At 58.4% G+C, this 24017-nt stretch carries 21 protein-coding genes and 1 tRNA gene; all 22 read left to right on the top strand.

The features are described from left to right. Window positions 1–60 precede the first annotated feature (60 nt). A complete protein-coding gene (gene cobU / locus EDD75_RS11280) occupies window positions 61–903 on the top strand; it encodes a bifunctional adenosylcobinamide kinase/adenosylcobinamide-phosphate guanylyltransferase (protein WP_123928649.1) in 843 nt (280 codons plus the stop codon). A gap of 165 nt (window positions 904–1068) precedes the next feature. Beyond that, window positions 1069–1875: a DnaD domain protein gene (locus EDD75_RS04390; RefSeq protein ID WP_170157712.1), complete on the top strand. Its 807-nt coding sequence runs from the start codon at window positions 1069–1071 to the stop codon at window positions 1873–1875. A 19-nt stretch (window positions 1876–1894) separates the two neighbouring features. Continuing rightward, the gene (locus EDD75_RS04385) at window positions 1895–2635 is read left to right on the top strand and encodes an ATP-binding protein (protein WP_123928643.1); all 741 of its coding nucleotides are present in this window, start codon (window positions 1895–1897) and stop codon (window positions 2633–2635) included. A 287-nt stretch (window positions 2636–2922) separates the two neighbouring features. After that, entirely contained in the window at window positions 2923–4284 is a 1362-nt protein-coding gene (gene sat, locus EDD75_RS04380) for a sulfate adenylyltransferase (RefSeq protein ID WP_123928640.1), read from the top strand. A 29-nt stretch (window positions 4285–4313) separates the two neighbouring features. Beyond that, window positions 4314–4670 (top strand): DUF6955 family protein, encoded by a 357-nt coding sequence (locus tag EDD75_RS04375; RefSeq protein WP_123928637.1) that lies wholly within the window; start codon window positions 4314–4316, stop codon window positions 4668–4670. A gap of 196 nt (window positions 4671–4866) precedes the next feature. After that, the gene (locus EDD75_RS04370) at window positions 4867–5613 is read left to right on the top strand and encodes an SAM hydrolase/SAM-dependent halogenase family protein (protein ID WP_170157711.1); all 747 of its coding nucleotides are present in this window, start codon (window positions 4867–4869) and stop codon (window positions 5611–5613) included. A 19-nt stretch (window positions 5614–5632) separates the two neighbouring features. After that, complete coding sequence (locus EDD75_RS04365) at window positions 5633–5980, top strand: cupin domain-containing protein (protein ID WP_245963069.1); 348 nt, start codon at window positions 5633–5635, stop codon at window positions 5978–5980. Between the two features lie 31 nt (window positions 5981–6011). Further along, window positions 6012–6788: a carbohydrate deacetylase gene (locus EDD75_RS04360; protein ID WP_123928631.1), complete on the top strand. Its 777-nt coding sequence runs from the start codon at window positions 6012–6014 to the stop codon at window positions 6786–6788. 142 nt (window positions 6789–6930) lie between these two features. Next, the gene (locus EDD75_RS04355) at window positions 6931–7590 is read left to right on the top strand and encodes a YkgJ family cysteine cluster protein (protein WP_123928628.1); all 660 of its coding nucleotides are present in this window, start codon (window positions 6931–6933) and stop codon (window positions 7588–7590) included. A 152-nt stretch (window positions 7591–7742) separates the two neighbouring features. Next, window positions 7743–7830 (top strand) — tRNA-Leu (locus tag EDD75_RS04350). 427 nt (window positions 7831–8257) lie between these two features. Then, entirely contained in the window at window positions 8258–9091 is an 834-nt protein-coding gene (gene cas6 / locus EDD75_RS04345; protein WP_245963068.1) for a CRISPR system precrRNA processing endoribonuclease RAMP protein Cas6, read from the top strand. Window positions 9092–9170: 79 nt separating this feature from the next. Beyond that, entirely contained in the window at window positions 9171–10163 is a 993-nt protein-coding gene (locus EDD75_RS04340; protein ID WP_245963067.1) for a helix-turn-helix transcriptional regulator, read from the top strand. Window positions 10164–10492: 329 nt separating this feature from the next. Beyond that, on the top strand, window positions 10493–14077 hold the full coding sequence (locus EDD75_RS04335) for a S8 family serine peptidase (protein ID WP_123928625.1): 3585 nt from the start codon (window positions 10493–10495) through the stop codon (window positions 14075–14077). A 181-nt stretch (window positions 14078–14258) separates the two neighbouring features. Further along, a complete protein-coding gene (locus EDD75_RS04330) occupies window positions 14259–14462 on the top strand; it encodes a type II toxin-antitoxin system VapB family antitoxin (RefSeq protein ID WP_170157710.1) in 204 nt (67 codons plus the stop codon). Beyond that, window positions 14452–14892 carry a type II toxin-antitoxin system VapC family toxin gene (gene vapC, locus EDD75_RS04325; RefSeq protein WP_170157709.1) on the top strand — a complete coding sequence of 147 codons (441 nt, stop codon included), beginning with the start codon at window positions 14452–14454 and terminating at the stop codon, window positions 14890–14892. The genes EDD75_RS04330 and vapC overlap by 11 nt, the downstream gene beginning before the upstream one ends. 95 nt (window positions 14893–14987) lie before the next feature. Continuing rightward, window positions 14988–15695, top strand: coding sequence for an HIRAN domain-containing protein (locus tag EDD75_RS04320; protein ID WP_123928615.1), 708 nt, complete (start codon window positions 14988–14990; stop codon window positions 15693–15695). A gap of 126 nt (window positions 15696–15821) precedes the next feature. Beyond that, window positions 15822–18731 (top strand): DEAD/DEAH box helicase, encoded by a 2910-nt coding sequence (locus tag EDD75_RS04315; RefSeq protein ID WP_123928612.1) that lies wholly within the window; start codon window positions 15822–15824, stop codon window positions 18729–18731. Then, on the top strand, window positions 18718–19482 hold the full coding sequence (locus tag EDD75_RS04310) for a CRISPR-associated endonuclease Cas3'' (protein ID WP_123928609.1): 765 nt from the start codon (window positions 18718–18720) through the stop codon (window positions 19480–19482). Before EDD75_RS04315 ends, EDD75_RS04310 begins: the two co-directional genes overlap by 14 nt. Continuing rightward, window positions 19479–21545, top strand: coding sequence for a hypothetical protein (locus EDD75_RS04305; RefSeq protein WP_123928606.1), 2067 nt, complete (start codon window positions 19479–19481; stop codon window positions 21543–21545). The genes EDD75_RS04310 and EDD75_RS04305 overlap by 4 nt, the downstream gene beginning before the upstream one ends. Before the next feature lie 42 nt (window positions 21546–21587). Further along, entirely contained in the window at window positions 21588–22226 is a 639-nt protein-coding gene (locus tag EDD75_RS04300; protein WP_123928604.1) for a hypothetical protein, read from the top strand. 51 nt (window positions 22227–22277) lie between these two features. Then, window positions 22278–23219, top strand: a complete 942-nt coding sequence (locus tag EDD75_RS04295) for a type I-D CRISPR-associated protein Csc2 (RefSeq protein ID WP_123928602.1) — start codon at window positions 22278–22280, stop codon at window positions 23217–23219. 13 nt (window positions 23220–23232) lie between these two features. Continuing rightward, window positions 23233–24012 (top strand): hypothetical protein, encoded by a 780-nt coding sequence (locus tag EDD75_RS04290; protein ID WP_123928599.1) that lies wholly within the window; start codon window positions 23233–23235, stop codon window positions 24010–24012. The last annotated feature ends 5 nt before the right edge of the window (window positions 24013–24017 follow it).

Genomic DNA, 24017 nt, shown 5'->3' with positions numbered 1-24017 from the left:
TTTGATACTAACAGAAAATTGCCGCGGGGTCAATAAAACGCGGGTAACGGAGGTAAAGGCATGGTTAACGGTGTGTTGACGGCGGAGATCTTTCTTCCCGGCGCGACGTCCCTTAAAGAAAAACGGCGCACGTTGAAGAGCCTGGTGGAAAAGCTACGCGGGCGCTTCAACGTCGCCGTGGCCGAGGTAGAAGGGCAGAACGCCTGGCAGCGGGCAACCCTTGCCGTGGCGGCGGTCGCCGGCGAAAGCATTATTCTCCACCGCCTTTTTGAAGAGGTTGTTAACTTCATCGACGGCTACCGCGATGCGGTGCTCAGCGACTACCAGGTGGACTTTTACGGCGTATACCTAGGGCGCGAAGGAGATTCCGGCGCGAAGAAGGTGGTAAGCGGCGGCCTCGTTTTGGTGACGGGCGGTGCGCGCAGCGGGAAGAGCGCTTACGCCGAGTCGCTACTCCAGGACGCGCCGCGGGCGGTTTTCATCGCCACGGCGGTCTCTACCGATGCCGAAATGGCGGCGCGGATTGCTGCCCACCGTTCCCGGCGGCCGGCTTCTTGGGAGACGATCGAGGAGCCGCGCGACTTGGCAGGTGCGGTCCGGTCGGTGCCGACGCGCGTTCCGGTGCTGGTCGATTGCCTCGGTTTCTGGGTGAACAACCTCCTTGCCGCGGGGTGCACTGAAGAGGAGGTGCTGAAACAGGCGACAGAGTTTATAGGTGCCGTCGGCGCGCGGGAGGGGCTGACGGTTGCGGTAACCAACGAGGTGGGCGGCGGGGTTGTGCCGCCGTACCCGTTAGGACGGCTCTACCGTGACCTTCTCGGCCGGGTTAACCAGGTAGTAGCCCACGCCGCGGCAGCCGTCTACCTTCTCGTTTGCGGCATCCCTGTGCAGCTCAAACCCTGATTTTTTGGCATTTTGCGGAAAAAATCTTCCGGGTGGGAGGATTTTTGTCCCCCCGTGTAGAAAAAATTTCTTCAACCCGGGCAGAGCGGAAAGATAGGGCATCTTTTTTCTCTTACACCCATGATTTCTTCCCGGTACCCAAATTTCAAAGCGGAGGTCGGGCTGATGGCGGGCCGCTTGAACGGCGGGAAAAGGCTCGTTAAAGAGTACCGCGAGGGGAATATTGTCAGCGTTTTCGGGACTGACCTGGTGCTAAGCGGTGGGATATTTGTTCCGAACCTACTGCTTAGGTTTTACAAGAAGCTTGGGATCAGCGACCTCGGCATGATGATCATCCTGCAGATTTTCCGGTTGCGGGCCGAGGAAGGCCGGCTGCTCGTTACCGCGGCGGAACTGGCCGAATATTTAACCGCGGAAGAAGCGGTTCTTTCCCGCGAGCTGGACGAGCTACTTAGCAAAAAAATCCTGGCGGTCAGCGAGTATTACGACGGGGAGAAGGTGGTGGAGGGTTACGACTTTCAGCCGCTTTTTGAGAGGCTTTCCGAGGTCTGGGCCTGCGCGAAGGTAGCCGAGATCCAGGAACTGCAAGCGTTACTCCGGGGGCAGCAGGAAGCGGCTTCTACCGACGCTGTTTTTAGCGAGCTTTATCAGGCCTTTGAAAAAGAATTTGGGCGGCTGCTCAGCCCGATTGAGGCGGAGCAGGTTTTAAAATGGCGTCAAGAGATGCCACCGGCACTGGTTCTCGAGGCGCTCCGGCGGGCCGTCCTTTTGGGCAAGCGGAACTTCAAGTATATCGGCACAATTCTCTTAGAGTGGCAGAAAAACAACCTGCGGACGCTCGCAGAGGTTGAGGAGTACGACCGGAGTTTTGAAACGGGCCGGAGACGAAAGCGCAAGGCGGCTATTTCCGCCAAGGAGAAAGAAGAAAAAGAGAAGAAGAAGGCGTTGATTAAGACGCTTTACTTAAGTTAAAAAAGGGGGGCCGCTTTACGTGGAGGAGGTCTGCCCGAAATGCCAGGGCCGCGGCCTCATCTTGCGGGGTGAGGCTGCTATTCCTTGCGAGTGCGTTAAGAAGTCTGCTTTACTCTTCCGGATCGCCCAGGCGCAGCTAACCCCTCTGATGCGGGAGTATACCTTTGAGCGCTTTGATTTCCGGTACTACTCGCGGACACGGAAAGACGGCGCCAAGGGAATTAGTTACCGCGAATCGGCGCAACGCGCCTATGACGCAGCCCGGGAGTTCGTCGCTTTATTTTTGGCCGGAAAAGCTACGGAGGGGCTCATCTTTACCGGGCCCGTAGGCGCGGGGAAGACCTTCCTGGCTTGCTGTATCGCGAATGCGGTTCTGTTAGCGGGCAAGGAGGTACTCTTCGTAGCGGTGCCGGACTTCCTCGACGAAATCCGGGCGACTTACGACGACGGGGTGGTGGAGCACAGCGAGCACGAGCTGTTGAGCCTGGCCAAAAGCGTGCCGCTCTTAATTCTCGATGATTTAGGGGCCTTTATTTACACCGAATGGGCGCGCCAGAAGATCTACTCCATTTTGAATTACCGCCTCAACCACTGTCTACCGGTTGTCGTAACTACTAACGTTGCTCTGGAAGACCTCGAGGAGTATTTAGGCGAGCGAACCACCTCCCGCCTCATTGAGATGTGCCGCCCTTACCGGCTCCTGGTCGAACACGACATCCGTTTCGTTCGCCGCCAGGAGAAAGAGGCGCACCGGCGGTAAACGCGCTGGCTCATCTACAGACGATATAAACATAGGGTATTGACAAGCCCGGAAGCATAAAGTATACTTAACTGTGAAGTTTTGGTTCACCTTTATAGTGTGCGGAAGAAGAGGGTCAATTTTTTTTGGTGCTGCATGTTCAGATAATCACAAACTAGCGAGGGAGGTGGGTGACGCAGGAAAAGCGCTTCAGTTAAGGGTGTTTCTGGCGAATGTGCTACTCTATCCGTTCCTTTCCGAACAAGAAGTTTGCTTTAAGATCTTCACGAAAAGAAGGAGGTACGTAAATGTCCTTTCGGATTGAGAGGCCTGAGCCCCATGGCGGCAGACTCATAGAACGGGTGGTTACGGATCCGGCGCGCGGGAAGAAGATGGCGAAAGGTTGCCCCGCGCTCGACATTAAGCCGACCCTTGACGAAAACGGCGTGCCGGTCCGCAATGTTTACCGCGAGATTATGTCCGTGTGCTACGGCTTTTTCTCCCCGGTTGAGGGTTCGATGAAAGAGGCGGAGCTCGCGCGGGTTTTGAAAGAGAGAAGACTCCTCAACGACTGGATTTTCCCCTACCCGATCCTCTTCGACGTATCGGAGGAAGACCACAAGAAATTAGGTGTTACCGCCGGCGACAGAATTCTCCTAAGGCTGAAAGGTGAGCCTTTCGCCATCCTCGATATCGAGGAAATCTACCGGATCGACCCCCTAGAAGTAGCTACCAAGACTTTCGGCACCCCCGAGGATAACCCTGAAGTTGTCAAGGAAGCTTTCAATAAAAAGCACCCGGGCTGGGTAATCTATAAGAGCATGCACCCGGTGATTTATGCCGGCAAGTTCACGATCATCAACGAGCCAAAGCTGCGGCCTCCTTTTGACCGGTTCTGGTTCCCGCCGCGGAAATGCCGCGAGGAGTTCGACCGGCGCGGCTGGCGCACCGTCATCGCCCACCAGACCAGAAACGTGCCGCACGTCGGCCACGAGTTCCTTATGAAGAACGCTGCTTACACCGGCGACTCGGAACCCTGCCACGGTATCTTAGTCAACGCCATCATCGGTGTGAAGCGTAAAGGTGACTATCCGGACGAGGCCATCGTCGAAGGGCACGAGGCCGTCAACCTTGGCGGCTACATCAAGCCGGAGCGCCACATGGTCAGCATCTTGCTCTGGGATATGCGTTACGGTAACCCGCTCGAATCGATGCTCCACGGCATTGTGCGGCAGAACATGGGCTGCACGCACCACATGTTCGGTCGGGACCACGCTGCCGTCGGCGAGTACTATGATATGTGGGCCACCCAGATCCTCTGGGGCAAGGGCATCCCGAGCTTTGGCTTCCCGAAGCCGATTACCGAGGTGCCTTACGGTCTCAAGATCAGACCGCAGAACATGCTTGAGTTCTGGTACTGCCCGAAGTGCGGTGAGATTGCCTACAGCGGTAACTGCAACCACTCCAAGGAAAAGCAGAAATTCAGCGGCAGCTTCATCCGCGGCATGGTTTCCGAGGGCGTCTTCCCGCCGCCGGTTATCTTCCGGCCGGAGGTTTACAAGGTTGCGGTTAAGTGGTGGAAGGTCTTCGGTTACCCGTTCGTCACGCCGAAGTACCTGATCGCCCGGGAGAAAGAGCTCGAGGTCGATCTCCCGCATATGGATGTTTAGGTTCTGCGTATTAACCAGGAGGTGAAAAAATGCCCAAGACATTGGTGGTTCTCTTGGACGATAACCGGATGAAGAAGCTCGAAGGCAGCGGGTTAGAGAAGCAGGTCGTGAAGCTGTTTGGTGGCGCGCTCAACGCCTTTAACTTAGAGGTTTCTGACGAAGATACGCAGCGCATTTTGGAAGAGTTCGCTACCGCCCGGATCGACTCGCGCGGGGCGATCACCGACGTGCCCGTGGCGTTCAACCGGGTTGTCTTCGAGGAGATTGCGAAGGCGAAGTCGCTTGGCCCGGAGGTTATGAAGGGCGTTTTTGCCCGGCTTGCGGAGATTAAAGAGATGGCGGCAAAGGAGAGCGAATACCTCCCGCCGCCGGATATCGACGTATAGATTGACGTAAGTTTTTTCTGCGTGTTGCTTATGAAGCCGCCTGCCTGCCAGGCGGCTTTTTTGTGGTGCGCCCGCAAGGCTTTTCGGAAAGCTTGCCAAAACGGCAAACCTAACGCCCGGTGAAGGAGGAAATTCTCCGGCGTCGAAAGAAAAACGCGAGGCACCTGGGGAAAAGTACGGTAGGGAGGTGGCTCCGGTGGGTATAGTGGCGCTGGTAACTGATTTCGGCACTTCGGCATACCCGGGCATTTTAAAAGGGGTGATCCTCGCCATTCATCCCGCGGCCCGGATTGTCGATCTTACCCACGCGGTGCCGCCCTACGCGGTCCGGCAGGGAGCGTGGCTCCTTTACACGGCCTACCGGTATTTCCCGGCCGGGACGGTTTTCCTCGCTGTGGTGGACCCCGGGGTGGGTTCGGAACGGCAGCGGCTCGCCGTGGCTACCAGGCGCTACTACTTCGTCGGCCCCGACAACGGGCTACTTTACCCGGCGGCTTCTGCTGACGGAATAAAGGAGACGGTGGTCCTCCCCCGGCCGCCAGAAGCTTCACTGACTTTTGAGGCGCGCGACATCTTTGCCCCAGCCGCCGCGCGCTTGGCCCGGGGGGAACCGCTATCGGCCCTTGGGGCGCCGGGTAAAATCAAAACGCGGCTTCTTTTTTACCTGGAAGGCCGGGAAGGCGAAGTGGTTCATGTAGATGCGTTCGGGAATATCGTTACCAACCTGCCGCCAGAACCGGGAGCGCGCCGCTACCACCTTACGGCGGCGAATCTTAGCTTAGATCTCCCGTTTTTCGAGACTTATGCGGCGGCACCGCCGGGGAAGCCCTTCGTGATTACCGGGTCTGCAGGTACCCTTGAGCTTTCGGTGCGAGAAGGGAGTGCGGTTGCCCTTCTGCCTCTTGCTCCGGGAACGAGGGTGCGGCTGGAAGGGCTGCCGTAACACTAAAGGAGGGATCCTTTTGTTTGTCGGTCACGTTCGCGAAAAAGAAGAGGCGACGGTAAATCTTCCGGGTGCCGCCGGGGTGACCAAACAGAGCCTGATAGGCCCGGCGGAAGGCTGGGCGGGCTGGGTAATGCGCCAGTTTACTTTAGCGCCGGGCGGATTTACGCCGCGCCACCAGCATCCTTGGCCCCACATAAATTACGTGGTTGCAGGGGCAGGGCAGCTTTACCTGGAGGCCCAAGAGTATCAGCTCGAACCGGGCACCATCGCCTACATTCCAGGCGGGGCAGAACACCAGTTTTTGAATACCGGTACCAAGGCGCTAATTTTTCTCTGTATCGTCCCGGAAGAAGGCGACAAGTAGGGTTTGCAAAGGGGGAAGGCGGCAGAAAAAAATGCTCCTTATCGTTAACGCCGACGACTTCGGCTATACACCGGGAGTAAACGCCGGCATCACCCGCGCGATTGCCTGCGGCCTTGTTACCAGTGTGAGCGTGCTTCCCAACCAGCCCGGGACGGCCGAAGCCTTGGCTATGCTTCGGCGCGGCGCGCTACCGGGTGTTGGTGTCGGTGTACACCTTTGCCTTACCAAGGGGCGCCCCCTTTCGCCCCCGGAGGAAATTCCTTCGCTTACCGATAAAAGTGGCAACTTCAAAGGGCGGCGGGCGTTGCTATCAGGTGAGCTCTCCGGGGAGGAAGTCGCGCGGGAATTCTTTGCCCAGGTAGAGCTCGTCCGTTCTTACGGCATTCCCCTTGATCACTTGGACACCCACCACCACATCCATACCCACCCGGTGGTCCTTGCCGCGCTCGTAAAAGTGGCGAAAAGTTACGGCTTGGCAGTCCGTCACCTCACTCCGGCAATGCGGGCTATTCTCGAAGCTGCCGGTGTGAAAACTACGGCGGCCTTCTGCGGGGACTGGTTTGCCGCCGAAGCCACGCTGGAGGCTTTTACGGTCTTTGTCGCCAACGCGTTGCGCCGCGGCCTTTTCTCTCTCGAGATAATGACCCACCCGGGATATGCCGACCGGGAACTGGCCCGGCTGAGCGGCTATGTTGCTGAACGGGAGGGAGAACTCGGGGTTCTCTGTGACCCAGAACTAAAGGAGTGGCTCAGGGCTATGACGGTGCGTCTTGGTACCTACGCTGACCTCCTGAGGGAGGGGGCGTAGCGAGGCGGTGACCGAAAAGGTTTTTGTTTACGTTAAAAAAGGTTAAACTTCGGCTACAGGCTTTATTGGTTTAAAAGCAGGAACGCGCACGGGAAAGGGCGAAAGAAGACCTAAACAATTCTTGTGGCTCAGGACTTGAAGAATGGGTAAACATAGCCAACGCGGGTGCATCCGGTGCGGCACCTGCTGCCGGAAAGGCGGCCCGGTTCTCCACCACCAGGACAAGGAAATCATCCGCGCCGGGCACGCCGGCTACCAGCACCTGATAACGATAAGAAGGGGCGAAATGGCTTTCGATCCGCTCTCTAACGGCTTGCGGCCTGCCGCTCAGGAACTCGTTAAGGTTCGCGGCCGGGGAAAAGAGTGGTGCTGCGCTTTTTTTGACGCGGCGCGCTCTGCGTGCACCATCTACCCGCACCGCTTTCGCGAGTGCCGCCTTTTAAAATGCTGGGACCCCGCTGACCTTCTTGCTGTAGTCGGGAAGGAGACGCTGGTCCGGGCGGACCTCATTAACCCCGGCGACCCGATCCTCGAAATGATCGCCCTGCACGAGAGGGAGTGCTCCTGCGAAGAGGTGGAACGGCTGATCGCGGCACTGTCTACCCCACATCACCGGGATAAAGCCCTGGCGCGGCTTACCACTCTCGTCCGCCGGGACCTGGCCCTCCGCCTTTACGCGGAGCGGGAACTGGGTTTGTGCCCGGACTACGAGCTTTTCGTTTTTGGCCGCCCGCTCTTTAACTACCTGGAAGCCCGCGGCGTATCGCTTCCGCTGGTAGCGCCACGGGTCCGGGGTGAATAGCCTGCGCCGGGTCGGCTATGCACGTAAACAGCTTTGGTGTTTGGAGACCAAACACGGTGCAGGTAAGCCGTCGCGGTCCCTTCACCTGGCGCAAGCGGTTGAATACCGGTGGTTGAAGCTCACCCGGTTTTCTGCTACAATGTAGCTTGGTGGCCGGAGTGGCGGAAAGGCAGACGCACGGGACTTAAAATCCCGGGGGCTTCGCAGCCCGTGCGGGTTCAAATCCCGCCTCCGGCACCAGTATTTTCAAGGGTTCTATAATTTCGCGAATCTTTACCCAGTCGCTGCGGCATTTTGCTGGGGACGATTTTACTGCTATTCGGGGATAAAAGCCGGAAAGACCGGCTTTTTGCGTTTCGGGGGGCTGTGGTTCGCGTGGTTGATCGCGCGTTTACCACAGGCAGGAAAAAGAGATTCTGGGTCGAATAAAAACAAAAATGCCCTCGAAACACGGTGCGACGGCGTGGTTTTGGTGCCCTGTCCGGAAAAATTGACTCTTGCCCGGTACCGCATTCGGTTGCTTGCGGGGCCCATGGGCCTTTCCCTGCCGGCTTACAAGGGCTCAACGTTCCGCGGCGGCTTCGCTGGCACCTTTCAACGTCTGGTCTGCAGTACCGGAACGCGGCAGTGCAAACCCTGTCCGCTAAAGCAGGAATGCCCCTATGCCTTGGTCTTCGAGAGCGAGCCGCCGCCAGGGGCGGAGGCGTTGCGGAATTACGAGAGCATTCCCCGCCCTTTCATTTTAGAGCCGCCGCTGGAAACGAAAACCGAATATGCGCCCGGCGAACCGGTGGTTTTTCACCTTGTGCTTTTCGGTCGCGCGCTCAACCTTCTCCCTTACTTTATTGTTACGCTTGACGAATTTAGTCGCCACGGCATCGGCCGGGGGCGCCGGCCTTTCAGTATCGAGCGGATTGAGGCCTTAAACCCGCTGACCGGGGAGAGGGCAACAATCTACAATGGCGCCGACCGCATAGTGCGTCCCCGAGATCTGAGCATTACCGCGAAGGATGTCTGGATGCATTCAGGCGGTCAGGAGAACAGCCGTCCTGCAAGCTCTCCGTCCGGAGGCGAAATTAGTTTCGCGAGCTTCGCGCCGGACCAGCAAAAACTAAGACTGGAGTTTCTCACACCCACCCGGCTTACCTTTGCGGGGAAGCCCGTTACTGTGCCGGAGTTCCATATCGTTATTCGCAACTTGCTGCGGCGCATCTCGTCGCTCTGTTACTTCCACCACGGCTTTGCCTATGAGGCCGATTTTCCGGCGATCATTGCCTGCGCCGCGCAGGTCCGGCTGGTTGTGCACAGTACCCGGTGGATTACGTGGGAGCGCTACTCGTTCCGCCAGAATAAGAAAGTGCCCTGCGGCGGGCTGGTCGGCTGGGCCGCTTATAGCGGGCCACTGGGCGGGTTCTGGCCGCTTTTGCGCCTTGGGAAACTCCTCCACGTCGGCAAGGGTTCCGTTTTTGGCCAGGGGAAATTCCGCGTTACTAAAATCTGAGCTGCTACGGGAACCGTTAAAGAGGGGGCGAGGAAAAATCGAGCGCCAATTTCCCGGTTCAGGCCGGCCCTTAGAGGAATTGAAGCGCGTCTCGCGCATCCTCGAGCTCATCCATATTCTTACGGTCTCCCCGCGCCGCTACCGTCGCTGCGATCTTGCCGCGCGCTTTGGGGTGAGCGAACGGACCATCCAGAAGGATCTTGATATCATCCGGCACGGCCTCAAACTACCGCTTGTCCGGTCGCTCCAGGGCTACTATTTTGAGAAAACGCCACTCCTGCCTGTTTTGCAGTTCACCTTCAGCGAAGCCCTGGCGTTGCTCCTGGCTGTTCAGGCAGCACGCCACGTTTCCGGCGCCGGGTCGCCGGAACTTGCTGCGGCCCTCAACCGGCTGGCCGCGCTTTTTCCACCGGAGTTCGGTACGCTACTGCGTCAGGCGGCCAGCCTCCCTGCGGTCACGGCGCAGCGGGAGCACCGGCAGCGGATGCTGCTGCTTCTCAACCAGGCGCTCATTCAGGGCCGCAAGGTGCGGATTCTTTACACTACTCACTCGCGCGGCGGCGCCCAGACCGAACGGGTGGTGCGCCCTTACCACCTCTTGCCGCACGTGCGGAGCTGGCACCTGATCGCCTACTGCGAGTGGCGGGAGGCCGTGCTGGTCTTTAAAGTGGACCGCATCCGCAAGGCCGTCCTTCTCGAAGAGTGTTACCGGATTCCGGGAGATTTCGACGTAGCGGCCTACCTTGGTCCGGTTTGGGGCGTCATGCGGGGAGCGGCCAGCGATCCGGTGGATGTGGTCCTGCGCTTCACGCCGGAAGCCGGAAGGCGGGTGGCAGAGGAAAGCTGGCACCCGAGCCAGCAGGTGGCGGAACAACCTGACGGCAGCGTTCTTTTTCGGTTGCACATCGCCATTACGCCCGATTTTATCAACTGGCTGCTCTACTACGGCAGCCGCGTCGAGGTGCTGGCACCACCGGAGCTTCGGGAAGAATTGGCCGCGGAGCACCGCCGGGCGGCGGAAGTGAACGGTGCACCGGGCGCCGCGCCGGGGCCAGGAGGCAGAAGCGAGTAGCGGTTTTTCCGGAAGGTGCGCTTTCTTACGTGCCGCCCTTTATCCGGTGGCGCAGAGCCGCAAAATTTTTCCTCCCTTGAGGGAGGAGTTTTTTTTGCAGAAATCAGCAATAAGAAAAAAATTCCTGTTGTGGTGGTTCGCTAACGAAAATGGGAAGGGCATCCTTCCCGCGGCCGTGTTCTAATTTTGCTAAGCCAAAGTGAAGGATGCGTCGAGTTAGCAAGGGGGGTGGTGGCGCTCTTTTGCGGAGGGAGAAAAAGTTCCGGCAGGTGGTAGTGTGGGCTTGGTGGAATTAAAAAGATTAGGTGAGACGGAGGTTTGGAAAAGAGATGGTCAAGCGAAAAGGTTCTTTGTCCCGGGGAATAGGGCTTTTATTAGCGGCGGCGCTGGTCCTCGGCGCGGTTTTGCCGGCAGTAGCGGCGCCTCGGCCTTTTAGCCGGCAAATGCAGGTGCAGGCAGGCGCGGTCCAAGGTCCCGGATACGTGCCCGGCGAGGTGATCGTGAAGTTTAAGGGCGAGGCGGTAAAGGGCAAAGCCTTCGCGGCGGCCGCGGCGGATTTCGCGGCGGCGCACGGGGCCTTGGGCCTTCGGATGGCGCGGACGCTGCCGCACGGCGCGGCGCTCTTCAAAACCGCGGCGGACGTGCCGCAGGCGGTGGCGGCGCTACAGCGCGACCCGCGGGTGGAATACGCCCAGCCGAACTTCATCTACCGGTGCTGCGCCGTAAGCGACCCGCTAGTCAGTTGGGGCATAACGGCGGTCTACGGCGTGCAGGCGGAAACTGCCTGGCAGTACACCTACGGCGACGGGATTGTAGTGGCGGTGCTTGACTCCGGCGTGGATTACAACCACCCGGATCTGACGGCTAATATGTGGCACGACCCGCAGACCAACGCGGTGGGTTATGACGTTTATAACGGGGACAACGACCCGATGGACGACTTTGGCCACGGCACCCACGTGGCGGGCATCATCGCCGCGGCCTTGAATGGGACGGGCGTAGCCGGGATCGCGCCAGGCGTGAAGGTGATGGCGGTGAAGGTGCTGGGCGCCGACGGGAGCGGGACTACCGCTTCGGTGGTGGACGGTATCAACTACGCTGCGAGCCACGGGGCGAAAGTGGTGAATATGAGTTTTGGCGGTTATTCTTTTGACCAGTATCAGTACAACGCTATCGCTAATCACCCGGATATTCTTTTCGTGGCGGCAGCGGGGAACGGCGGGGCGGACGGCATAGGCGATAACAACGATACAACCCCTATTTACCCGGCCTGTTATGACCTGCCCAATATCATTGCCGTGGCGGCACTGGCCGACCCAGCTTCTAACCCTGGAGCTCTCGCCTTATTTTCCAACTACGGAGCGACCTCCGTCGGTCTTGCCGCCCCCGGCGAAAACATCAACAGCACCGTTCCCGCGCCCCCGGCGGACGGCGGCGTGGCCCTAGCGGTTTACGACGCGGTTTACGGGGACAAGGTGATGTTCTGGGGCTTTGGCGCGGAGGACCTGAACGACCCCTCCGGCGGTACCAGCACCACAGGTGCGGTCTACGATAGCATTATTCGGACAGTATATAATTTCTTCGGAGTAACACCGGCGGATACACAGACCAAGCCTTTGTTGGTCGTGGACGACGACCAGAGCGGAACGTATACGATCACCATCAACGGGCAAGCTGTTACCTTTACCCTACCTGACGTGAGCCCGCTTTACCGCAACGCCCTTACCACCGCTGGCTACGTCTACACCCTTTACCCCGTGCCGAACGGTGCCGACGGCCCGGCGGTTGACGGGACCGTTTACAGCGGCGCGATCTGGTTCACAGGACATGCCTGGTGCAGCGATCCCACGACTGGAACTGTCCCGAATCTTACGGTAAGCGACCAGGCTTACCTATCGCAGTACCTGGAGGCCGGCGGCAAGGTCTTCCTCTGCGGGCGCGACGCCGGCTTTGGTGTTGAAGATAGCCCGTTTTACCGCGGTTATTTGGGTGCTATCTTTGTATATGAATGGGACGGGCCTTCAACAGTCACAGGTGTATATGAACCTTTCACCGGAGCGTCATACCCAATGGATCCGTGGCCGTTAAATGGCCCCCGGCTGTTTATTGATGTTCTCAGGCCTGCAAATCCCAACGCTAAGGCTGTTCTTAGCTACCAGCCTTACGAAGCTTGGTCCGGCACCTCGATGGCGGCGCCCTTCGTTTCCGGAGCCGCAGGGCTACTGGCGTCGGTTTACGAGGTGTCGCCGGCGGGGGCGATCGAATTGCTCAAGCAGACGGCGACGCCGTCGGTGGCCTTGGCGACTTACGTCGCCTCTGGCGGGACGCTCAACGCCGGGGCGCTCCTGCAGGCGGCCGCAGCCAAGCCGCTGGTGCTGACACCTACGCCGGCCAACGGCGCAACGGGTGTGCCGCTTACGACCGCCGTGAAGGTGCACGCCAACAAGCTGCTCAAGGCACTCGATCCTACCCGGGTTGCGGTTTACGACGGCAATACGGAAGTTACCGGGGTTACGCCGCAGCTGAGCCCTGACGGGTTCGACATCACCTTTTCGGGCCTGAGCCTTGCCTACAGCCACACTTACACCGTTAGGCTGGCCGCCTACGCCGTGACCGACTTCGGCGGGCAGGCCAACGGCGACTTTAGCTTCTCCTTCACCACCCAGGCTGCACCCTCCGGCGGCGGTGGCGGCGGTGGTGGTGGAGGCGGCGGCGCCGCACTGCCTAAGAAAGAGGAGCTGCCGGCCGGTACCGCCGTTGTAACCGCCACCGGTGAGCAGCAGACGGCTGCGCTTCTTGACGGCAAGGTAACGCTTGCGATTCCCGCGGGCGCTCTACCAAAGGAGACAAAGGTGACGGTTAAGCTCGCCGCCGACATGCCGGAGAAACCTCCTGCGGGTGCGCTGGCGGTGAGCCCCGTGATCAGCATCGAAAGCGCGACCGCGCCGGCCAAACCCATCGCAGTCGCCTTTGCTCTCGACCCGGCGAAGCTCGGCGGCCTCGACCCGCGGGCGTGTCTGGTCTTCCGCGAGCGGGACGACGGCGCCTGGGTACCGGTTGGCGGCAAGTTCGACCGGGGCGCCAACGCCGTTAAAGTGGTGCTCGACCACTTCTCGAACTACGCGGTCTTTGGCGTACGGAAGGAGTTCAGCGACACCGCCGGCCACTGGGCGGCGAAGGAGATCGGCGTTTTGGCCGCGCGGGACGTGATCGCCGGCTACCCGGACGGCAGCTTTAAGCCCGAAAAACTGCTCACGCGGGCCGAGTTGGCGGCGCTGCTGGCGAAGTTCCTGGGGCTTAAAACCACGGAGACCACGAGCGCCTTCAGCGACGTGCCGCCTGACGCCTGGTACGCCGGGGCGGTAGCCGCGGTGCAGAGTGAGGGCTTGATGTCCGGCGCCGGCGGCAAGTTCCGGCCGAGCGCTACCCTCACCCGCGAAGAACTAGCGGCGGTAGCCCTGCGCGTAGCCGGCATCAGCACCCAGGACCTCACCCCCGCCTTCGCCGACGCTCAGGAGATCGCCCCCTGGGCGCGGCAGGCGGTCGCCACCGCAGCGGCGGCGGGGCTAATGTCCGGCGTGGGCGAGAACCGCTTCGCGCCCAAGGCTCCGGTGACGCGGGCGCAGGCGGCCGCGATCCTCTACCGCCTCGCCGAGCGGCGCGGTCTTTACACCGAGACGGTCACCGTCACCGGCAAGCTCACTTGGAGCACGGTGGAGAAGACCCACTGGGAGCTGGTGAGCGACAAGGAGACTTACGTCCTCCTGCCGGACCCGGCCGACCGCCTCACCGCGAATCTGCTTAGGGCGAGCGAAGGCAAAATGCTCACCGTCACCGGTTATCTCGAAACCGGCCCGAACATCTACATGCGCGGGCCGATCCTCCGGGTGCTTTCGGTTAAGCCGGCGCAATAAGGACTTAAAGGTAAAGGGGTCTGCGCACCGCCGCGCAGGCCCCTTTTAAATTTGGCTGCGGAAATCTTGGGCTCGGGGGTTGGTTAAGAATTGAGTTGCCGGACAAAGCCGTACCGACACCAAAATATATTCTTGTTCGATGCTCAACAAAAGCATATAATGATATCGAGAGGTGATGATAATGCGGACCACCGTCAACATTGACCGGGCAGCTCTGGAAGAGGCGATGCGTCTCGCCGGCTGCAAGAAACAGAGCGAAGTGGTGAATATAGCCCTGAAAGAGTTCGTTCGCCGGCGTCGGGTTGCTCGCCTGCGGGAGCGGCTGGGTAAGGAAGAGTTAGCGATTACCCTGAAGGATGTCGAGGCGTGGCGCAGTGAACGGTAAGCAATTATTTATCGTAGACACCTCAACGTGGGTACTGGCCCTGCGCAAAGATGGCTCCTCCGAAGCGGCTGCTTGGCTGCATAACGCCCTTGATAGGGAAGAGGTAGTCCTGGTGCCGCTCGTAAAAGTCGAACTCCTGCTCGGCGCTAGGGATGAAGCACATTACGCCTCACTAAAGCAAGAACTTGATGCCTTATCGCAACTGCCATCTTCCGACGCAGTTTACGAAGAGGCTGCCAGTCTGGCCTTTAACCTGCGGCGTAAAGGATGCACCATACCCTTGATTGATGTTCTCATCGCTGCTTTCGCCATCGTTTACTCCTGCATGCTGGTGCATCACGACCGGCACTATGAGCTAATCCGAGAGAAGCTACCTGACTGCAACCTCCAGACATTGCCTGTACCTGACTTCAACAAAAAGCAGCAGTAAAATAAGAAAATCTGACGCTTTAGACAACGGGAACCACAAGGTTCCCGTTGTTATGTTATAAAAGGGGTGTTACCACACCGAAAGGAGGGAGCGGCATGCTCGCACTCTTGAAAGACGTTGCCCGGCTCGGCTATCTTGAGGAATGGCCCGACGATGACGGGACTGACCTCGTTGTGCTCCTGCGGGGCATCCGGCACCTGCAGCAGGGAGCCCTCTGGGCCGGCATCCGGGACCTGGAAGCGGTCGGGCGGTGGCACGCGCTGGCCGCTAAACTCCTGGCGAAGTACGTTCCGGAGGAGGTGCTTCTGAACGCTACCGCTGAACTTTACCATAATGCCTTTAAGCGGGACAAGCGTTTACTTTTAATCTTTGGCGCTATCCTGGGCCCCGCGGCACTAACGGTGCCGAATTACTTTGTCACCGCGCCATGCTTTATCACCCGTATTGTGGGACTACGCCACGGCGCGCGCCTGGCAGAAGCAGCGGAACTCGCGCCGGGGATGCCGGTCTACCTGGTCCGGGAACCCGAGAACCCGCACGACCCGAGCGCCGTTGCGGTGCTCACCCCCTGGGGTGCACCGCTGGGCTACCTGCACCGGCCACTGGCGGCCGTCCTCACCACCCGCTGCGAGCAGGGCGAGTCCTTTACCGCCCGCGTCGTGGCGTTTTGCGGTGAAGCTTACGACCCCAACGAGCGGCTGCACATCGAAGTCCGGCGCGACGGCTCCGCCGCCACGATCCGCCTAGTTTCCTACGAGCCGGCAGCGGTAGAATTAAAGGAGGGAAGCATTCGCAAGCAATGAAAACGCCGCACAGCCCACAAGGCAAAATCCTCCACCAGCCGGCAGGAAAAGATAGCCAGAGGTCGAAGTTTAAGTTTTAGATGAACCTAACCAAGGTTTTTATTTGGCGAAGGGGCGAATTTACGAGTGCCTTTGTCGGTTTTAGTTACTAACCAACCACCCGAAACTGACGAAAACGTTCCTGAACCGGTGAAAAATCTTTTCCAAGCCTACACTCGGGTTAAGTACGGAGAAACGTACTTTCCTTTCCGCCATCAGGCTGAAGTCTTTCGTCGGGTCTTGGAAGATCAGGAGATATTCCTGGTGGCGGGGACGGCTGCAGGAAAGACCCTGGCCATCGCTGTGCCGCTGTTTCATAAGTTGCGCGAGGGGCGCATTCACAAGGTTTTGCTGATGTATCCCACCATAGCCCTGATGGAAGACCAGCGCCGGGTGATGGATACCTTGGCCGAGCTTATGGGCCTGCAGATAGGCCAATTGCGGGGCGGGATGTCGCGCATAGAACTGATGGCCGCGCTCAACAGGCCGGTCATTCTGGCCACTCCTGACGAGGTTTACTGGTTCTTCCGCAAGAATGTGAAGTATGGCGGCTTGCTCCTCTACGGCCTGGCGTTGGTGGACGAGTTTGTTCTGGACGAAGCACACCTGTTCAACGGCCTGATGCTACGAAACCTGAGGCATTTCAAGCAAAGAATATGTCTGCTTGGTGAAAGGCTGGGCAAGCGCCCGCGGTGGCACATCCTCACCGCTACGCCCACGCCAGAATTGCGCCGTCTTACGAGCGGAGCGGATGTGCGGGGCCAGTCCAAATGCGGCGATGTAGAGGTGACATTTCTTGACCCGGCGAGGGGCTACGAAGAGCGTCAGGACAGACTGATTGGCGCTGTCGAATCGGCCCTGGCCGATGGTGCCCAGAAGGTGCTTCTGGTCTTCAACTCTGCTGACCTGGCCCACCGGGTCTTTGAAGGCATCAAGGGCGGATCCCGACCCGACTTGCCGCCCGACCTGCAGTGGCGGTTTGGACGCATCCGGTGGGACAAGTTCAAGGCCTGGCTGGGGCAGGAAGGGATTGCGATGGAAACCATGGAGGAGATAGAGAGGTGGCTAAAGCGAGAAGGGCCTTTCTACCTAAAGGACCTGGATGAGGGAACCTGGGTTGACCTGTCCAGTGAGACATTGGCCGCCAGGGTAGCCCGGTTGTTGGAGGGTCAGACCTGGGGCCTCAGGCGTCTCCTCCACTCCCTAAATCGGGAGGGAGAACAGCACTTGATTGAAGCCATGGACCGGCAATTGAGAGGCAAAGGAATGTTGCCCCGGTTGCTGTGGAATGAGGTCAGGCCGAAGTTGAACCGGGAAGCGGATGTTAACGTTGTCGCTGAGGCTTTAGAGGCTCATATGAGCCTTATTCAGACCGGGCTGGAACGTCTCTGGGCGGAGGACTCGCTGCGGGTGACCGCTCCGGCCTGCAGAGAGATCACGGAATCTCTACAGCAGGCAGGAGCAGGCCCGGAATTGGCCGAGGCAATTACCCGCCATCTCAGGCACACGGTAGAGCTTCCGGAACAAAGTGGTGTGGAACACAGGATGTCTTCCGGGAAGTTGGCCGAACGGCGCGTGGCCCTTTCTTGGCTGGACTGGTTAGTCGCGGATCCCTCACGGCAGCAGGCACTGGTTGAGCGTATACATCAGGCTTTGGCAGCGAAGGAACTGGAGGTTGAGGCCCGCCACATCGCTACTTGGGGCGAGACGGGGGTGCCGGTCGTCATCTACACCGGCAAGATGTCCCGGGCCGAGCGCGAGGGACTGATAGATGCCTTTAGTAAGCTTCCCAGAGCAGTGCTGATCTCCACGCCGGCCGTTGAAGTCGGGGTGGATTTCGCTGCTGATGTTTTGATCACCGAGCAATGCGACGGTAACAGTTTCTTGCAGCGCTTCGGACGGGTGGGGCGCCGTCCGGGTATCCAGGGCAAAGTAATCGTTCTGGTAAGGAATGGCGAGGCCTACGTGCGCTTGTTTCAGTGCCACCAGCCCCAGATGAGCCGGGAGGAGTTCTCCGCCTTCATCGCCGATCCTGCAGACGGTCTCTTTCCGGCCCGGCTTTACGCCGAAGGCTCGGCTTTCTTAGACGCTACCCACTGGATGGTTAACGCCCAACTGGGAGAGATCGGCACATGGCTCAATCAGGCCATGTTTGGAAACGAAGTGGCCACCTTGGGCCGGAAGTTGCGGGAAGCGAGCCTGCCCTTCACTTATGGCCTGCGGGGGACGCTTCCAGAGGTCGTTCTGCAAGGTGGCGCGGGCGGAGACCCGTTCTATATCCTGTGCAAGGTATCCAATGAGCGGCTCCTCCACAGCGACTCTCCCTTCGAAATGGCCAGGGCCGAGATGTGGTACCTTGAATTCCTATGGAAGCCGGCGCCATGGAAAGCCATTGTAGTGGACGCCAAGGCAACATTGGAAGCCAGCCAGGCGCTCTTTTGGTGGCAAAATGGCCGCTGGCACTTACGGGTCGGTTATGGTATCGCCGCGGATTATGTGAAGTTATTTAGCAACGAACCGGTCGCCAAAGGGCAACCCGTTAGAGTTCTCTTAAAGGCATTGGAGGAGCAAATTCGGCATGATTTGGAAGGATTTCTCTCGAAGATACGCCCTGAGGCGTCCAAGCCACTTCCTCAGCTTCTGGTTCGGATAGGAGAGGCATTACCCTTGTTCTTCGAGCCTTACTCTCGCCTCGTCCTGGGCCAGGGTGATGTGCATCTTCTGCGGGTGGATGCGGATGGTATTGCTGAGCCGGTGGAGGACCAACTTGGCAACCCGCTAGTGCTGCCCGACCAAACCTGGTTAATTCTATACGACCATACCAAGGAGGCGGCGGAGGAGCGATTGAGAGAAGCTTCCGTCCTTGATTTAGAAGAGGTTATCTACGATTGGAACGCCCTGCAGGTGCCAGGAAGCATTGGTCCGGTGCTTCTCGACCGGGTGGCCGGGGCCTGTTTCCATGTCTATCGGAGGCTGGTGGAGTATGCTGATAGATAGGTATAAGGCTGCGCTGGGCAAGTCCACAGGCCGGCAAACCCTTTACGATCACTCTTTGTCCTGCGTGGAGGTGGCGCTACGGGTGGCCCGGCTGGCCGGCGAGGAACCGGGGCCACGCCTGGATCGGCTGGTTTTTGCTGCCTTCGTACATGACGTGGGAAAGCTCGATCCGGCTTTCCAGGCCATGCTGGAGGCAGCTGCCAGTGGTCAGCCCCTACCTGGGAAGAAGGTGAAACATGAGGCCAGCACCTTCGACTACGACCATCCCCGCCTGGTGGAAGAGAACAAGGAAGCCATCCGGCAGGAACTGCGGGGAGCGTGCGGGTACGACCTGGACCTGAAGCATGTGGCGGGAGAAGCCATGGATCATGTGTGGGCCTTCGCCGTGACCCACCACGGGCTCTTTCACGTGTCCTATGAGCGAGACAAAGCCGGTATCCTGCGCCCCCTCATTCGCCGCCAGTGGACTTCCTTCTACCCCAATGAGGAGCGGCGCATAACACTGGTGGACCTGCTCTTCGCCTATCATCCTCTGGGCGGCCTGGTGATGATTGGCGATCTTGTGGCTTCGTACTGCCACGAACAGGGGAAGGACTACCAGACCTTTTTTAGCCAGGCATCGAGCCTTGGGGAGGTGTTCGCGCACCTCACCGAGTACGCCGATGAGATCGAAGCGGGGATCAAACTCTATGACCCCAGAGACTACGGGCTAAAGGAAACCCTGAAACTGATAGCGGGAGGAATTCGATGAACAGGAACCCCTTTGCATTCGTTGTTCAAGCGACGGAGGAGACCTTGAATAATTGGGGTTTGGCCGACACGGTCAGCAGCCATACTGTGGCCTCTCGGGTAGCCGATGGCGCCGCCTATTGGGAGCGGGCCCTCCCAGACGGTTCTCATCTGGCCGTGATCCGTCTCTTTTCGCCTGTGGTGCAGCGGGAGGAGGTCTTCCTGGGTAACGTGCTGCTTAACGATTTTCTGAGTAAGGCGTTGATGCGGGCTGTGGAGCAAGGCGGCCTGGGTCGTATGGCGCTCTTAGCCAACGATCTGGAGAACTATTACTATCTCTACCACGGAGAGGCGGCTCTGGACCAAATGGCTGAACGCTTCTGGCAAGAGATTCTCTCCAGTCTGCCCAACCTTTACTTTGGCGATGAGGACCCGGCCCGGGGCATTCATGGCAAGTTGGAGCGAATGTTTACTTTCGAGAAGAGTGACTTTGAACCATTTCCTGTGTATTCTGTCCCCCATTTCTTGGCCAAGCCTTTAGAGCAAGGTGTCCGGAGACAGATTCAAAGGCTTCTCTCAGAAGAGGACTTTGATAAAAATGCTCGCAAGGCCATGGCTGCCCTCTCTTTCTTCTACGGTCAGACCAGCGGTGGACTGGGCGACGCGCAGAGCTTTGCTATGTTTTTGTACAGGCTCGTTGATGTGTACAGAGTGTTGCCTGCCGAGACGGTTGCCAGGGTCTTTGGCATCAAAGAAGTCACCAAAAATGAAATCAAAGACAAGATAGACGCAGGGCAGTTTTCCAGAGAAGATCTGCGAAACCTGCTTGGAGAATTACTTGCCTACTTCCAGGCAGAGATTGAACAAGGCAAAGATGAATGGTTACTGGGATTTATCCGGAAGGACAGAAAGTTGATAGAGATAACACCAGAAGAATTTCTGAGCGAGGCTCTGACAGGTGTTCAAATGGGCTATGCGTCGCCTGCTGTTCCAGTAGTAGTCGAAGGTGAGGTAGGTTGTCGTCTATGTGGTGTTCGCTTTCCCAGGGTACGGGATCGGTTCATCACCCTTGGTGTCAATGTCTTCCGCTTCCACAATGAAAGTGCCAAGAAATCTGACCGGAAAGACGATCCCAACACATGTGCCAAGTGTGCCCTATCGGCCTATTTGCAGCAGAGAGTGCTGGGTTCTGGGCCAGCCCCGCTGGGAGGTAAATTGCCCCAACTTCCTCGTCTCTACAACCTCCTCTTCCACTACGGCCACCACGACGAGGCAGGAGCCCAGCGGCTCGCCGCCGTGATTGACTACTTGTTTGACCGAATCGGTTCTTTCCAGCAGAGGGCCCGGGAGGAGAAGAAACCATTCTCAGTGGAGTATATGCGGGAGGAATTGGCTCGGTGGGAAAGGGAACGCCAGGCCGCGGAACCTCGCTCGGCAGGGGAGATCCCCAGCGCCGAAGAAGCCTTCGCTGCGCTAATTGCAGACGACACCGTGGCCCCCGGTCTGGAGACCCTGGGCCAGATGCGCACCGATGTGCAGGCCCAAGTCCTGCCGCTGGGAGTGGGCGACTACCGCCTCTTGGCCTTCATCCTGCCCCAGCTCCAACCGGGCCGCGACGAGGCCTTGGATTTCGTCCAGCGGCGTTTCTCCCGGAGCCGTCTGGCCGCCTTCACCCTGCTGGCCCTCTTACGCAAGCTGTGCGGCTGCGATGGGCCGTATTACTTTCAGTCTGTACCTACTCTGGCCCCTGGCGGGTTCGACGCCAACACCTTCTACGTCCAGGGCAAGGCCGAAAACGCCGACGAGGCCATCCGGCACTTCAGCGCCATCGCCAACTTCGCCCGGCGAGTAGTCAAGCGGCAGGAAGGGCATTCGCTTCTGGCCGACTGGATTCTCTTAGCCGAGCGGCTTCAAGAAGATCCTCTGGGCACTTTCTCGGAGGTCCTGCGGGATTCGCCCTTACGAGTCGGCGACGACTTGCGCGAAGCCCGATACAGACGCCTTTCCAATGAGTTCGCGAAAGGAATGGGGGTGATTGATGGGACAGAGTATCTGAAACTGATAGAGCAACTCAAACAATTATGACCCCAGCCGTTTGCGGCGTCAGCAAATCGAGGAGGTGAGACGATGCCAAGACAGGTAAACACAACGGAATTGGACGAGTTCTGTCAGCTTCTCTTCCGCGCTTTAGACCGGTTGGGCGGAAAGCGGGATAGAGACCTTCTGCCGCTCTTCCTGAGCGAACGGCCCACAGCCTATGAGAAATACCCCCGCCTGCTCCTGGGCCACATCCGCTACTACGACAACGTGGAGGCTGGCTTTGAGGAGTGGAAGAGCAAGGTGCTGCGGGATGCCAGCGACTACCGGCGGCAACAGGAATTCCCTGAACTCCTGGCCCTCAAGAAATGGCTCCTGGAGCATCGGAACCTTTTTGAGGGGCGCAAGGACAACTTGAACCATCTTAAGCGCAGCCTCTACGCTCGGGTCTATGAGTACCTCTACCCCCGGCGGCTGCTCACCGGGACCTACGCCGAGGCCAACCGGGGAAATCCGGACGCTCTAGAGGAAGATGCTGTCCGGGCCAACTTCCGGCAAGTGGTTCAGCCGCACATCGCCAGACTGGCCCAGATATACGGCGAAGGTGAGCGACTTCAGGCCATCGTTGCCGAAGCCGAGGAGTTTCTTATCGCCAACCGCCAGCGCTATCGCTGGAAGCTGCGGGAAATGGAGGTTATGGAAGCACCTGGAGAGGCGGCTGGAACCTAATTTTGAAGTAAGGCTTTGTTTGAAGATCTCAAAAACGAGGAGGGAAGTCCCATGAGCCAGATTGAACTCTTTGTTAACCGAATGGCCAATGTTAACGTTCTGGTTCCTAAGGTGGTCAACAAACGGCGTGTGGCCCAGCCTATTTACACCCGCAGGGTGGTCACTATTGTCGGCGTAAAGACTGTGAAAACCCGTTTTCTGCCGGTTTCCCACGAAGGCTATGGTAACGAGTCTTATGTGGATAAACTGGAACTCCTAGGTAAGACGCGAGCCGAATTTATCAGTCGTAAGCTTAAAGGGATTGAGCGTCGCGCTCACATGAGTCTTTTTCGGGAGCTGGTAGAACAGAAGACCAGTAGCAGTTGGCAAGCTTACTTCACTGCCAAGTTTGACAGAGAATGCACCATTCCAGATAGCTTGTGTATCGCTTGCTGGAACTGCTCCCTCTTCGGCGGGCTTGAAGCCGGTAAAGGGGCTACATTCTCCCGCATCCGCTATTTTGACACTTACTCGGTTGAAGATGCTGTAGATTGCATAGCCATGGAGGGCAGCGAGGAAGGGATGGGCATCGGCAACCAGGTCTATGAGGACGTGAACAAAGGCCGTGGTGCCGAAACCTACCATCTATACGAGTACGTGAAGGCTGGCACCCGCTTCCCTTTCATTACGATTATCGAAAGTCCTACGCTGCTTGACGTAGTCGGCTACCTGCACACCGTACGCCGGGCTGACGAACACGGCTACGGCAAGTACTCGGCCAACCACGGCAAGTTCGATACCGAGTTCCTGGTGGTGGCCACAGGCTATCCCCGCTTCTCGGTACTGGATATGCTGAAATGGGCCGATGAAGGGACGCTGGAAAGCCGGTTTGACGAGCGGAAGGTGCACTTTGATGACCTGAACGGCAGCGTGGCTCTCTTTGGGGAGGAGATTGAAGCCCTGGCGGGTAAACTTACGGAGGCCTTCGAAGAGTACTTTACGGCTCTGGGATAAGGGGTGATGGGCGGTGCTCTACGCTAGGGCCATCACTCTCAGGAACTGCGGGCGCTTTACTGTGGTAGCCTCTGACTTCGGGTCGGATTACCGAACCCACACCCACGTGACCAGCGAGGCCCTCTATGCCAGCCTCACACGGGGTGCCACTTGGCAGCCACGCCTGATAAACTTGAGAAACGACCCGGACGCCTTTACCCAGGCCTATGACGTGGCGGCTATGCCTGTTTGGTTCTTACCAGGGATCTTCATCGCAGAGGGAAGCCATCGCCTGCCCGATGTCTATCTAGACACTACAGCCTTCAACGTCGTGCACGAGTTCTATCCCAGCACCAGCCGAATCTACATATACAAAAAGGGCAGCTTGGAGGAAAAAGACCGGCCTTACTATGTTCCGACCTACGGTACCATCCAGGCAATCAAGCCCGACCAGCGGTTGGTAACTTATGGCTTTTCGGCCAGACCTGAATTGTTGGAGAGGTTTGCCGAAGGCCAGACTTTCCTGCTAGGCAAAAAAAGGACGATGTTCCAGATCGTGGAGCTTTCCGGGGTAGTTGAGGGAAGATGGAAACGCGGGAAATGCATCACTGGCTGGTTGGAGTTGTATGCCAACCATCGCCAGTATTGGCAGCGCTTTGAGTCTTTTGAAGTGTTGGCTGCTACTCTGCGGTATATCATCTTGCGAGGAACCACCCGAGAAGAAGTCGGCTACGTAGAATTTGCCTTTCCCAACAGTGGTCTCTGCGTACCAGACTTTTACTTCGAGCTCCTTAAGCAAGAGAGGTTATTATGAGCGAG

The sequence above is a fragment of the Thermodesulfitimonas autotrophica genome (assembly GCF_003815015.1).
Taxonomy (GTDB): domain Bacteria; phylum Bacillota; class Desulfotomaculia; order Desulfotomaculales; family Ammonificaceae; genus Thermodesulfitimonas; species Thermodesulfitimonas autotrophica.
Note: the sequence above shows the minus strand (reverse complement) of the source record. Positions and strands in the feature narration are given on the sequence as shown.

Excerpts from the sequence above, each read along its gene's own strand:
- cobU (WP_123928649.1), top strand. The coding sequence starts at position 61 with ATGGTTAACGGTGTGTTGACGGCGGAGATCTTTCTTCCCGGCGCGACG.
- EDD75_RS04390 (WP_170157712.1), top strand. The coding sequence starts at position 1,069 with ATGGCGGGCCGCTTGAACGGCGGGAAAAGGCTCGTTAAAGAGTACCGC.
- sat (WP_123928640.1), top strand. The coding sequence starts at position 2,923 with ATGTCCTTTCGGATTGAGAGGCCTGAGCCCCATGGCGGCAGACTCATA.
- EDD75_RS04375 (WP_123928637.1), top strand. The coding sequence starts at position 4,314 with ATGCCCAAGACATTGGTGGTTCTCTTGGACGATAACCGGATGAAGAAG.
- EDD75_RS04360 (WP_123928631.1), top strand. The coding sequence starts at position 6,012 with ATGCTCCTTATCGTTAACGCCGACGACTTCGGCTATACACCGGGAGTA.
- EDD75_RS04355 (WP_123928628.1), top strand. The coding sequence starts at position 6,931 with ATGGGTAAACATAGCCAACGCGGGTGCATCCGGTGCGGCACCTGCTGC.
- EDD75_RS04335 (WP_123928625.1), top strand. The coding sequence starts at position 10,493 with ATGGTCAAGCGAAAAGGTTCTTTGTCCCGGGGAATAGGGCTTTTATTA.
- EDD75_RS04330 (WP_170157710.1), top strand. The coding sequence starts at position 14,259 with ATGCGGACCACCGTCAACATTGACCGGGCAGCTCTGGAAGAGGCGATG.
- EDD75_RS04320 (WP_123928615.1), top strand. The coding sequence starts at position 14,988 with ATGCTCGCACTCTTGAAAGACGTTGCCCGGCTCGGCTATCTTGAGGAA.
- EDD75_RS04310 (WP_123928609.1), top strand. The coding sequence starts at position 18,718 with ATGCTGATAGATAGGTATAAGGCTGCGCTGGGCAAGTCCACAGGCCGG.
- EDD75_RS04305 (WP_123928606.1), top strand. The coding sequence starts at position 19,479 with ATGAACAGGAACCCCTTTGCATTCGTTGTTCAAGCGACGGAGGAGACC.
- EDD75_RS04300 (WP_123928604.1), top strand. The coding sequence starts at position 21,588 with ATGCCAAGACAGGTAAACACAACGGAATTGGACGAGTTCTGTCAGCTT.
- EDD75_RS04295 (WP_123928602.1), top strand. The coding sequence starts at position 22,278 with ATGAGCCAGATTGAACTCTTTGTTAACCGAATGGCCAATGTTAACGTT.